The organism is Verrucosispora sp. ts21 (genome assembly GCF_002879555.1).
In the GTDB taxonomy this organism is placed as follows: Bacteria; Actinomycetota; Actinomycetes; order Mycobacteriales; family Micromonosporaceae; genus Micromonospora; species Micromonospora gifhornensis.
Map to the genome: position 1 here is coordinate 50697 of NZ_PNOZ01000008.1, position 12003 is coordinate 62699.

7 protein-coding genes and 1 pseudogene are annotated in these 12003 nt (G+C 67.7%); 5 read left to right on the plus strand and 3 right to left on the minus strand.

The window, feature by feature from the left end; translation table 11 throughout:
- Positions 1 to 45 precede the first annotated feature (45 nt).
- Entirely contained in the window at positions 46 to 2523 is a 2478-nt protein-coding gene (locus tag C1A38_RS05210; RefSeq protein WP_013732893.1) for an ATP-dependent Clp protease ATP-binding subunit, read from the minus strand.
- Between the two features lie 647 nt (positions 2524 to 3170).
- Here C1A38_RS05210 and C1A38_RS05215 point away from each other — a divergent pair.
- The 5 genes from C1A38_RS05215 to C1A38_RS05240 all read left to right on the plus strand — a co-directional run bounded on the left by C1A38_RS05215 (position 3171) and on the right by C1A38_RS05240 (position 8814).
- A complete protein-coding gene (locus C1A38_RS05215) occupies positions 3171 to 3359 on the plus strand; it encodes a hypothetical protein (protein ID WP_102656688.1) in 189 nt (62 codons plus the stop codon).
- Positions 3360 to 3374: 15 nt separating this feature from the next.
- Positions 3375 to 4055, plus strand: coding sequence for a YdcF family protein (locus C1A38_RS05220; protein ID WP_199180089.1), 681 nt, complete (start codon positions 3375 to 3377; stop codon positions 4053 to 4055).
- 1390 nt (positions 4056 to 5445) lie between these two features.
- Positions 5446 to 6846 carry an NsdA family TPR-like regulatory protein gene (locus tag C1A38_RS05230; protein ID WP_199180084.1) on the plus strand — a complete coding sequence of 467 codons (1401 nt, stop codon included), beginning with the start codon at positions 5446 to 5448 and terminating at the stop codon, positions 6844 to 6846.
- Between the two features lie 7 nt (positions 6847 to 6853).
- Complete coding sequence (locus tag C1A38_RS05235; RefSeq protein ID WP_102656692.1) at positions 6854 to 7738, plus strand: phosphotransferase; 885 nt, start codon at positions 6854 to 6856, stop codon at positions 7736 to 7738.
- 473 nt (positions 7739 to 8211) lie between these two features.
- Complete coding sequence (locus C1A38_RS05240; RefSeq protein ID WP_146017440.1) at positions 8212 to 8814, plus strand: helix-turn-helix domain-containing protein; 603 nt, start codon at positions 8212 to 8214, stop codon at positions 8812 to 8814.
- A 21-nt stretch (positions 8815 to 8835) separates the two neighbouring features.
- Here the strand turns inward: C1A38_RS05240 and C1A38_RS05245 are convergent.
- Both C1A38_RS05245 and C1A38_RS05250 read right to left on the minus strand, forming a co-directional pair.
- A pseudogene (locus C1A38_RS05245) lies at positions 8836 to 9486 on the minus strand (IS982 family transposase); the annotation flags it as partial.
- Positions 9487 to 9968: 482 nt separating this feature from the next.
- On the minus strand, positions 9969 to 12002 hold the full coding sequence (locus C1A38_RS05250; protein ID WP_233196638.1) for an AfsR/SARP family transcriptional regulator: 2034 nt from the start codon (positions 12000 to 12002) through the stop codon (positions 9969 to 9971).
- Position 12003 lies beyond the last annotated feature (1 nt).

Consider the following 12003-nt stretch of genomic DNA (forward strand, 5'->3'; position numbering starts at 1 on the left):
CGTGAGCTGTTCCTCAGGCTTTCGATGACGATGGTGGGACGGGCATCATGTGCCGGCCGACGCGGCGGCGGGCCGGACCGAGAGGTCGAGTTCGCCGCCGACGACATTGACCTCGATGGTGTCGCCGGGATTCGCCCCGTCCTCGAGCAGCAGGGTCGATAGCCGGTCTTCCAGCTCACGCTGGATGCTGCGCCGCAGTGGCCGCGCCCCGTACTCGGGCTGGTAGCCCCGGTTGGCCAGCCACTGGGTGGCGTCCGGGCTGACCTCAAGGTTGATGTCCTGTGCGTGCAACCGGCGGCGGGTGCGGTCCAGCAGTAGGCCGGTGATCTCGAGGAGTTGGTCCCGGTCTAGGCCGGTAAAGATTATGATCTCGTCGATCCGGTTGAGGAATTCCGGCCGGAACCGCTGCCCCAGCAGCCCCATCAGTTCCTCGCGCTGGTCGCTGACCGGACGCCCTGCCGTCTGGGCGGCCAGAATGCGGTCCGCGCCGATGTTGCTTGTCATGATCAGGATGGTGTTGCTGAAATCGACGGTGCGACCCTGCGCGTCGGTGAGGCGACCGTCGTCGAGCACCTGCAGCAGCGCGTTGAACACATCCGCATGCGCCTTCTCTACCTCGTCGAAGAGCAGCACCGAGTATGGCCGGCGCCGAACCGCCTCGGTGAGTTGGCCGGCCTCCTCGTACCCGACGTAGCCCGGGGGCGCTCCGACCAGTCGGCTGACTGTGTGCTGCTCCTGGAACTCGCTCATGTCGAAGCGGATCATGCTGGACTCGTCGCCGAAGAGCGCCGCGGCGAGGGCTCGGGCCAGCTCGGTCTTGCCGACGCCGGTGGGGCCGAGGAAGAGGAACGACCCGTCGGGTCGCTGGGGGTCACTCAGCCCGGAGCGCGATCGGCGTACGGCGGCCGCCACAGCCCGTACGGCCTCGTGCTGGCCGACCACGCGCTCGTGCAGTTGCTCCTCGATGCGCCTCAACCTCTGCTTCTCCACCTCCGTGAGCTGGGTGACGGGAACACCGGTACGGCGGCTGACCACTTCGGCGATGTCGCTCATGTGCACCTCGGGCACCGGAGGCGTGCCCTCCTGCGCCGCCGCCAGGTCCCGCTCGGCCGCACCGATCTCGGCTTTCAGCGCACCCGCGCGCTGGTAGTCCTCGTTCGCCACCGCGCTGTCCTTCTCCCGGCGCAGCTGGGACAGCCGCTTTTCGATCTCCTTTTTGTCCGGAGCCGGGGTGCGGGAACGCAGCCGGACCCGTGCCCCCGCCTGGTCGAGCAGGTCGATGGCCTTGTCCGGCAGGAACCGGTCGGTGATGTAGCGATGGGACAGTTCAGCCGCGGCGTCCAGCGCTTCGTCCGTGTAGCGCACCTGATGGTGCGCCTCGTACCGGTCGCGTACGCCCTTGAGGATTGCGACGCTGTCCTCCACGCTCGGCTCCGACACCAGGATCGGCTGGAACCGGCGCTCCAGCGCCGGGTCCTTCTCGATGTAGCGACGGTACTCGTTCAGTGTCGTCGCGCCGACCACGTGCAGTTCGCCGCGGGCCAGGGCGGGCTTGAGCATGTTGCCGGCATCCATCGCCCCCTCGCCACCGCCGCCCGCGCCGACAACTGTGTGCAGTTCGTCGATGAAGAGGATCAGCTCGTCCTCGGCGGCCGTCACCTCCTGGATCACGTTCTTCAGTCGCTCTTCGAACTCACCGCGGTACTTGGTGCCCGCCACCATCCCGGACAAATCGAGTGCGACCACACGCCGGTTGGCCAGGGTTTCGGGCACGTCGTCGTTGATGATGCGCTGTGCGATGCCCTCGACGATCGCCGTCTTGCCGACGCCCGGCTCGCCGGTGAGCACCGGATTGTTCTTCGTACGCCGGGAGAGCACCTCGATCGTGTCGTCAATCTCGTCGTCACGCCCGACGACCGGATCGAGCCGACCGGCCCGGGCGTCCTCGGTGAGGTCCCGCCCGTACTGGTCAAGGGTGGGGGTGCTGCTGGCCCCGCGCCCACCGGCGCCGCCAGCCGGCGGCGTGGGCCCGGTGACGGCCTCACCGAGGGCCCGCAACGCCCGGCCCGCGGTCGTCTCCGGGTTCGCGGCGATGCCGAGTAGGAGGTGTTCGGGGCCGATGTATGTCGCGCCGGACCGTCGCGACTCGCGGTGCGCGTCGAGCAGGGCGCGCTTCGCCGCCGGCGCGAGCGGAGGCGTGTCCTCGCGTGGCCTGCCCCTGGGGACGGCCGACTCTATCTGGCGAGCCAGGTCGTCGGAGTCGGCGCCGCTCGCGTCGAGGATCCGGCGGGTGGGGTCGGACTGGGCAGCGGCCCACAGCAGGTGCTCGACGTTGAGGTACGGGCTGCCCCACTCTGTAGCCTGCTCGGCTGCCCGTTGCAGGAGTTGCCGCGATTCGGTGGAGAGCAGCCGGGACAGGTCGACCCGCTCCACCGGACGTCCCGCGAACGGATCCCCTCCGAAGAACCGACTCACCAGGTCATCCAAGGAGCCGCCAGGGATGCGGAACGCGTCGAGCGACATCTCATACCTTCCTGCCGGATGGGTGGGGGTCCTCGGCACAGGCCCCACCTGAACGCTACGCACCTTTCGCCAGCCAAGGCGGCTTTTGCGGTTTGTTGGTTTGCGAGGGAGGTCAGGGCTTGTACTCGCTGCGGGGCAGGTGGGATGGTCGCCGTCGTCACCCACCGCCGTAAAACCTTCGGCATTCTCGTGCCCGAGCACGTCGCTTACCTTGCCCTCTTACTCGTACGTGCCCGTCGTATGGCTCAACCTCAAGGCGGCGTTCGACTGCATCCAGCAATCGATCGCGGCCTGTAATGGACCGACCTGTTCGTGCTGTTCACCACGGCGCTGCTGCCGCTTCCGACCATCGTCGGGCCGGACGCCCTGCAGAAGCACGCCAACATGGGACCAGCGTTTGGCCGTTGCCTTCTACCGGCTGATCGGCGCGTTGCTGTGCGCGTCTTGTCTACCTAGCCCGCCAGCCCTGACCTGCTGAAGGAGCAGGTCAGGGACGGGGCGTTCCCCGTCGAGCGGCTCGGAGCCCTCGTCGGGATCGCGCTCCGCCACCCCCCGGCTGCGGGGCGAACCGCCGTTTCACCCGGGCGGGCGCGGGCACCCGCCGTGCCGCCGCGTAACCCCGTACGCTGGCAGCATGAGGGAACCTGGTGCGGACCTACGCCACGCCGGATGATGTCCCGGTCTTGGCCGTGCTGTCTGAGCTGCTGAGGAGTGGTCGTGAGGGGCAGGTCGTCTACCTCAGCGAGAAGGATGAACCGGTCGCCGCTGTCGTGCCGGTGAAGGTGGCGAGGATGGGCCTGGCGGCGTTGGGAAGACCCGGCGAGGGGCCGTGGTGACGTTCTGCCTGGTACCTGTTGATGAATGAGCACGCGGCGGCGTCGAGCGTTTTGATTCCCGACGAGATCCGTGGCGATGTGGACACGCTGTGGCGTTACCACGACATGGGCCATGAGCTACGTCAGTGTGACGTGGGGATCGGGCTGGGTAGCCATGACCTTGGTGTTGCAGTGATCGGGACGCGTCTGTTTCACGAGGGGTTGTTTCCTTGGATCGTGTTCACGGGTGCGAATGCGCCGACGACGGTGGAGCGGTTCCCTCGTGGCGAGGCGGTGCACTACCGCGAGTACGCGATGGAGCAGGGTGTGCCGGCGGACTCGATTCTCGTGGAACCACGGGCGACGAACACCGCCCAGAACATGGAGTACACCCGGCAACTCCTGGCCGAACGGGGTATCCCGGTGCGGTCAGCGGTGATCATGTCGCGGCCGTACCAGCAGCGCCGTGCGTACGCCACCTGCAAGCTGATGTGGCCAGAGATCGATGTGGTGTGCACGTCGAACCCGCTAAATCTCGACGATTACGTACGCAGCATCGGCGACTCGCGGCGGGTGGTGGAGATGCTGGTCGGCGACACCCAGCGGATCGAGGTGTACGCCGAGCGCGGGTTCGCGATCCCACAGGAGATGACGGACGAGGTGCGGGCGGCTTTCGAGCGACTGGTGGCAGCCGGTTACACGAGCCGGTTGATCTGATCACGGCTACCAGCGCGGCCCACCCGACCGGACGCTCATCCGTTCGCTGAGTTCGACAGCCAGGCGGGGCGGCCGAGGGCGTATGAGGATGTCCCGGACGAGGTCCCGGGAGAGCCGGTGGTAGCGCACCTGGTCTGGGCCGATGGCCTCCGCGTTCAAGAGCGGGTGGAGGGCGTCGTTGATGCGGTTGCAGCGCGCCAACGCTCGCGCCGTCGAGGGCGTGGCGGAGCGACCTCGGATCAGCTCCCGCACTGGCCTGGATGGCCGTGAACGGCCTGCGCATCGACGTCGCGCCCTGCAACTGGCATCATCGGTATTCAATGGGTGCGGTCGGAGGGGGCACATTGGTGGTGGGTCGCACAATCGATGAATGGTACCTCAATCGTGGCTCTTCATCGGCGGACGACAGGACCGATGATGATGTTATGGATCGGAGTCCTGACACGTGGCTCGACTCGGCTGCCGCCAGATCCGGCCGCCCTTCCAAGCCTTCTGTCAGCAAACCCAAGCCTTCTGCCGCACGAGGAAGCAAGGCGAAGACAACCCCCACGTCGGCGGTGGCCCGCAATGCACCCAAGCCGTCGGTTCGCGAACTCGAGAGTGAGATTCTCGCAATTCTGCGCTCGAAGGCACAGGCTTCCGTGCGGACATCCTTCATCGCAAGGGCGGCGGCTGGGCTCGTCTGACGCCGAAAGAAATCTCTGTCGCCGTACGCCGCGTCCAGCCCAGGATCAAGCGTACTCCGAAGTCGCCCAAGAGAGCGCTTCCTGCGCCTGTGCCTGCGCTCGAAGCGGTGATCATACCTATGGGCGAAGTTCGTCGAGCAGTTATTCAGATTCATGCCCTCCGACCTCTGTGGGCTACCTGGGAGATATCGCGTTACCTTCGCAGCAAGGGATGGTCGAACGTATCGACCGACCTGGTGAAAAGAATTCTTCCTCCACCTGGCATGTCTACATTAGGCTCGGCCGGCAAACGAAAACGCCCCAAACGCAAGAAGTCGCGCGTGGCTCCGAAAACGCGTAAAACGCCACAGTTGGCGGCCGCTCCGCTTCAGGTGGAACCCGGTGCGACGACGCCAGCAGTCATACGCCGGACACCGCCCAACCCTGCCATGCTAACGGCATTCTGCCCTTCGTGTGGGGTGCGGATCTCAGTACTTGGGTCATGTCGGTGCTCGTGAATCCGTCTTCGCGGCGACGAAGCAGGACTCGTGCGACGTTAGCCCTCCGGGGCGTCTGCCCGCTGCTGGCGGCCCCGGTTGCGCGAGCGGCGTTTGGGCAAGGCCCCCCTTGCCGAGACATGGTGAGGCCCCATCGTGGGTGTTCCGGATGCTGCTGCATGCACCGACTCTGAGGTGGTGGTGCCCCGCTAGACCGCCATTGGCTTGATGTGGCGACGCGGGTGCGCTGTGCTGGCAGTGGTCGTCGTTCGATCGGGGGTGATCGTGGCCGCGCAGGTGGATCCCGAGTGGTGGAGCTCGGGACGTTGGAACGGCCGACCGATCGGTGAGGTTCTGCGGCGGCGCGATGTCACTGCTGTCTTCCGCTTCCTGCACGCGCGAGGCGTGTCGTACGGCAGGATCGCCGCTCTGGTCGGTGTCTCGCCCAACCGGGCTGCTGAGATAGCCAAGGGCGTTCGGCAGGTCACGGCCTACGAGGTGTTGGAGCGGATCGCTGCTGGTCTGAACATTCCGCGTCTGGCTATGGGTCTCGGTCGAGACGAGGACGCTGATGTGTCTCGTGCCCCCGGTCATCGGGTGGCGGAGGGTGGCGCGGACCGATCGCTTGCCAGCATGGCGGTCAACAGCCTGGCGAGCCTTCGGCTGGGCATGGATGAGGCCCTGGCGTCGGCGAGTGTCGCTCCTCGGCAACTTGAGTTGATCGAGGAGTCCGCCAGCGAGCACATGAGGGTGTATCCCTCGGCGTCGCCCCAGGTCATGCTGTCGTTGTTGGCTGCCGACTGTCGGGAGGTTCAGGTGCTGTCGCTGCGGCGGCAGCCGGCGGCGGTCCAGGCCCGGCTGTCAGGGGTGGCGGCGGTGCTGGCGACGATGTGTGCTGATGCGTTGATGAGGCTCGGGGAGGTGGCCGAGGCTCGACGGTGGTACGGCACGGCGATCCACGCGGCGGACGACAGCGGGCAGGCTCAGCTTCGGGTACTGGTGCGGGCCCAAGCGGCGATGCTGCCGTACTACTTCGGGGATCCGACCCAAGCCGTGGCCCTGGCTGATGCTGCTCTGGCCGTCACGTCGATCGCATCATCGCCGGGTGCCTTGGCAGCCGCAGGGCGGGCGCGTGCCCTGGCCCGAATCGGCGCCGCCGAGCAGGCACGGTCGGGCATCGACCAGGCGCGTCGGCTGTTCGATCAGGCTGGCGATGAGGACACCGACGTCGCCTTCAGGTTTCCAGCGAAGCGGCTGTTGTTATACCTCTCCGGCGCGTACACCTGGCTCGGTGACACGGGGGAGGCGTACCGGGTCCAGGACGAGGCGTTGCGGCTATACGGCTCGGCTCCGGCCGTACCGATCGACGTGGCGCTCATCGCCCTGGACCGGTCGATGTGCCTCGCGCAGGACCGGCGGGCAACCGAAGCGGCGGTGACCGCGCGTGACGCCGTCGCGGACCTGCCCGAGACGCAGCGAACGGAGATCATCCTGAACAGGGCCACCGACGTGGTCACCGCGATCCCTGACAAGGGCCAGCGGGGCGCGGCCGCCATGTTGACCGACTATGTGCGGGCGTGCCGCGAGCGCGCCCGTAGGCTTGGGACCACAGCCGCACTTGGTCCCTAGGAGCCCCATGTTCGTCGAGGCGCGCACCCGGCCGGTGCTCGCCGAGGTATGCCGTCTCCTCGGCTACCCCGACTCGAACGCGATCCTGCTGCGACACCACACCAACGCCGTCTACGCAGTCGGTGACGTGGTCGTCAAGATCGCCCCCGGCGACCAGGACCTGGAACAGGTGCACGCGATGGTGGCCGTGGTCGACTGGCTGGAGGCCCAAGACTTCCCCACGGTGGGCCTTCACCCAGGGCTGTCCCAGCCCGTCCTGGCGGGCGGGCACGTCGTCACGGTCTGGCAGCGTCTGGACCCGGCACACGACAACCCCATCACCGTCTCCGAACTCGGCACGCTTCTCCGAGATCTGCACGCCCTGCCGGCTCCACCGGTGCCGCTGCCCGTGCTGCGACCGATCCACAGCATCGAGCGGTCCGTCGCCCGCTCGGAAATCCTGAACGACAAGGAACAGGATCTGCTGATGGGCCGGCTCGAAACGCTGGCCACCGGCTGGGAATCGATGCGGTTTCCCCGAGGTGCGAGCCTGATCCAGTCCGATCCGCAGATCCGCAACGCACTGCGGCGCTTCGACGGCAGGCCCGTCCTTTCCGACTGGGACGGCGCCGCTCTCGGACCCCGGGAGTGGGACATCGCCACCATCGCTGTCCACTGCCGCCGCTTCGACCCGCCCGGCCCGGGAGCCTTCGCCGACTTCACCGCCGCCTACGGCTGGGATGCCACATCCTGGCCACAGTTCGAGGAACTGTGCCAGCTCCGTGAGCTGCAGATGATCGCGACCAACGCCCGAAAGTCCCGACCTGGGACCGACGCGGCCGACGAAGTGCACCACCGGATCGCGGGCCTCGTTGACGACGGGGCGGACCTCCGCCGCTGGCACATCCTCTGAACCAGCTCCCGTACTGACGGACCGTCTGCTCGCTTCGCATCGACCCAGGTCAGACCCGGTGAGGCCCACCGTGACCCACCACGCTGGGCCTATCCCCGGCCAATGCCGTCGGCGATCGTGGACGTCAGGAACACGTTGGCGTACCGGCCCAGGACCATCCTGACCTCCGGCGCGCCGGCGGGCCAGCGGAAATGTCACGCCAGGGAGAGCCAATGGACGTGCCTCACGGCGGCAGGCCGGACTGCGACCCGACACACCGGCAATGCGCGGCGGGCACTCCGTCGACCGCACGGATGACTCCCCGTTCACGTACCGCCAGCACGGCTGCGAGAGCGGGTGACCGGCGACCTACTCCCAGTCGCTGGCCTACGGCGGTGGGCTTGCCGATTCGGTCGGCGAGCCCACCGCATACATCCCTCGCTCCGCTGCCAGCCAGCTGATGCCAGTAGACAGACCAGGAGACGGGATTCGTCGTGGGTTATCGACCGGGGCCGAACAATCTGCTGCGCGCGGCGCGGTTGGCGCAGCGGTCTCCCTCGGGTTCGGGGCGGCCGATGTCGCGTCAGGAGTTGGCGGATGCGGTCAACGCGTACGCCTACCGGCGCACGGGCCGTCGGGTCGCTGTCGACGCCCGCTATGTGGGCAAGCTGGAACGCGGTGAACACCGGTGGCCCTATGAGCATTGCCGCACGGCGTTGCGGGAGGTTCTCGGTAAGAGCACCGACGCCGAACTCGGCTTCTTCATCATTCACGGACACGCCACAGACCCCGAGGTGGACCCCGCACTGGAGATGCCCTCGGGCATGCCTGCGCCTGGATCCGAGGACAGTGCGGTAGGGGTAAGGAGGACAGTCGGGGATGCAGGCGGTGGGCTGGTCGTGCCTGGCGGTGCGGCGACGGTACGGGTAAGCCTGACCGTCGCCGCCGAGCAGGTCAGAGTGATCCGTGACCAGGGTCCGACCGGACGGGTTGCTGTCCTGGCGGGCCCCGTCGAAGTCCTCATCGAACCATCCGATACCGCCACCGTCGTCACACCTGATGCTGATCCGCTCGGGCACGACGGTCGACAGGCCTAGACGAGTAAGTCCTAACCCTGGTCAGTGGTCGTAGGCGATGAGGGACCTGGTCACGGGTTGTCCGGTGGTCCGGTTGTGCCAGATGGCGGCGGTCATGGCCAGGAGTCGTTGGGCGACGCGGGCGGCGACGCCTTCGGTGCTGCGGCCGCCGTGTAGTTCGAGGTCGAGTTGGCCTTTGAGTGTGTCGTTGACCGACCCGATGAGTTGCCGGATCGGTTTGAGGAGGTGCTCGTCGGGGCGTGGGGTGCGGTTTCTGTAGGAGGGTCGTAGCAGCCGCATGCCGCGTTCGGCCAGCCAGCGGTCCAGTTCGGCGGACACGTAGCCCTTGTCCGCGATGATCAGCAGGCCGTGGCGTTCGGCCACCAGGTCCGGGTCGTGTTCGAGTACGGCGGTCAGCACCTGCCGTTCGTCGACTTTCGGATTGGCGAGGGCCCAGGTGACGGGCAGGCCGGCCGGGGTGCAGATGAGGTGTAGTCGCAGGCCCCAGAACCAGCGCGAGTGCGACGAGCAGTAGCCGTAGCTGGCCCAGCCCGCTAACCGGGAGCGGCGCGCGGTGGGCCGGGACCGGCCGCACTCGACCGGGGTGGAGTCGACCACCCAGGTCGAGTCGGTCCACAGGTCAGTGTCCGCGGCTACCGCCCGGATCGCCCGCATGAGCAGCGGCAGGGCTGCTCACCAACGCCGGCCTTACCAAAGGGCCAGGGCAATCCGCGGAACTAGTGGGCGTATGCGAAGCCGGGCAGCAGAACCCCGCCTTGCTGCTCGCCTGGGCGAAGAAACGTGCCCGACAATTTCTCATGGTGTCGCAGCGCAAGCGGGGCCAAGGGGAAGTTGGGTGCACGTGCCTGCTTGAAAGGCTGAGTAGGCAGAGGTGCTTGCCGCGTTACACGAGGACGAGACGCGACGTGTTGCAACCGACTTGCCCCTGCCAAAGGGCCCCGTCGCTGTGCGTAGAGAGCGGCGCGGTAGGCAACCGCAGCCGTACCTACCTTGGTGCTCGGGCGTCCATGCGCAGACATCGGCAGAGTAGTAGCGGGTAGCGACTCGCGATTCGATAGTGGGCGGGGCTGGGTGCTTTGCACGGCGATCCGGTGTCTTCTCGGTCAAGTTGGCGAGGAGGTCCGCCGAGCCTCGCGGCGGCCCCGTCGGACGGCCTATTGCCGGATGCTGGTGGATGGGAGGTGGTGGGAGGCGGGGTTGTCGAGGCCCGTGCGCGTAAGGGTTCGTTGGTAGTGGTCGTGGAGTTCGGTGGCGGCCTTGTGGTCGCCGAGGGCGGTGAGGATGCGGCTGGCGTGCGTGTGCAGGTCGGCGTTGTAGGGGTCGATGCGGATTCCGGCCTGCAGCAGTTGGAGAGCGCGGTGGTTGTCAGGTTCTGCCGTGGCGAGGGAGACGCAGATGTTGATGATCTGCCGGCGGGTTGCTTCGCGGATGGGGTCGAGCCAGGGCCAGGTGCGTGTGCTGGCGAGGTCGGCGGGGTAGGCGTCGAGGACGGCTTGCCAGGCGGTGTGGGTGTTGGTGAGCGGCGTGGTGGCGTGGTGAATGGCGGTGCTCAGGTGCCACAGGTCGACGGCGATGTGTGCGGCGTTGAGGCGGTAGCGGTCGTCGACGTGGTCGATGACGTGCAGGCCGGAGGCGGCTCGGATGGTGCCGCGTAGATCGCTGAGGGCAGTGTAGAGCCGTCCGGTGAGGGATCGGCGGGGTACACCTGGCCAGATGGCGTCGGTGAGTTGTGGAGTGTCGGCGCCGGTGGGATGGGCGGCGAGGTAGACGAGGATCTGGAGCGCGGCGCTGCGGCGGATGGCGAGGGGTTCACCGTCGACGAGGAGTTGTGGATCCCCGAGGACGCGCAGGTGTAGCCGTTGGCGGGGTGTGGGGGAAGGGAGGCGGGGTTCGTGTCGGGTGGCCTGGCGCGGCAGTCGCATCTCCGGTGACCGTGCCTGGGTCAGGGGGTGGCTCGGGGTGGCCGGGTTGGGAGAGGCGATGATGGCGAGCAGGTCGGTGGCCGCCATCTGGTCCAGGACGCACAGCCGTGGTCCGGTTCCGTCGGCGTGGTGTGGGGCGTGCAGGTGGCCTGTCGAGTCGGCGTGCCAGGTCGGGCCAGCGGGCCATTGCCCCAGCACGACCACCACGGCACCGGTGGCGACGCTCGCTTCGACAAGCTTCTTGACCCGGGGCCCGTCGCCCTCGTGTTCACCGAGGAGCACCATCCGTCGATGGCTGAGTGCATGTGGCGGGGCGTCTTGGCGCTGATCGATGGCGTGTGCATCGGCTTCGTGAACAAGCTGCGCTGCTTCGTCGACGTTGTCAACGATTGTCAGCGGTAGACGAGGGCCGAGCGTTTCTGCGGCTGGTCCGAGGAGACTGGCAAGGGCTGCCTGGGTGGCGATCAGGGTTGTCGCGAAATGGTGGTGCCCGGCGAGGAGAGCGGTGACCAGCAGTCCTCGGCCGACGGGCAGCGCGCCTGGTCCGGTGAGGCCCACGCCGCCGTCCGGTAGGACTCCGATAAGGGCAGATATCCCGTTCGGCGGCATGGGTGCTGCCGGTGGGGTGGGGGTGTCGGCGAGTGCGGCCTGCACGGCGGTGACGGTGGGAGGCAGCGGGGCGAGGTCTGCATCCTTGCGGTTGGCGGAACGGGGTTGGTAGTCGCGGCGGCGGCGTAGCCAGACCAATGCTGCGGCGGCAGCGACTTGCTCGGCGACGTCCCGGGGCAGCCAGCCCCCGGACACGTCGATCCCGTCATCGTGTGTGGCCTCGTCGTGGTCGTCAGGACTGGCCTCGTTCTGAAGCGCGACCGCGTCCGCTGCCACCGGGTGGGGTGGCTGCGTTGGGGTGGTGGGGACGGTGTTGGTGGTGACGCCGAAGACGGCCGCGCCGGCCATTCCGCTGGCCGTCGCCTGCAACGGCGTTGGCAGTGGCAGCCGCCGTAGCCATGCCGAGGTTGCGCGGAGACGGATGACGACTCTCACGGCGACGGTGTAGGCGAGCATCAGCCAGACCAGCCATGCCCCGATCGTCAGCGCGGCGGTGAGCGTCTGCTCGGTCAACGGCTGCTGCACCCATGCCCGCACCTGCGCCGTGCTCGGCAAGCCGCTGATGGGTGGGCCGATCAGGGTCAGTAACAGCAGCGGCGGACCGGTCAACAGTACGAGTACGGACAGCAGCGACGTCAGCTGCCGTGGCCAGCGCACC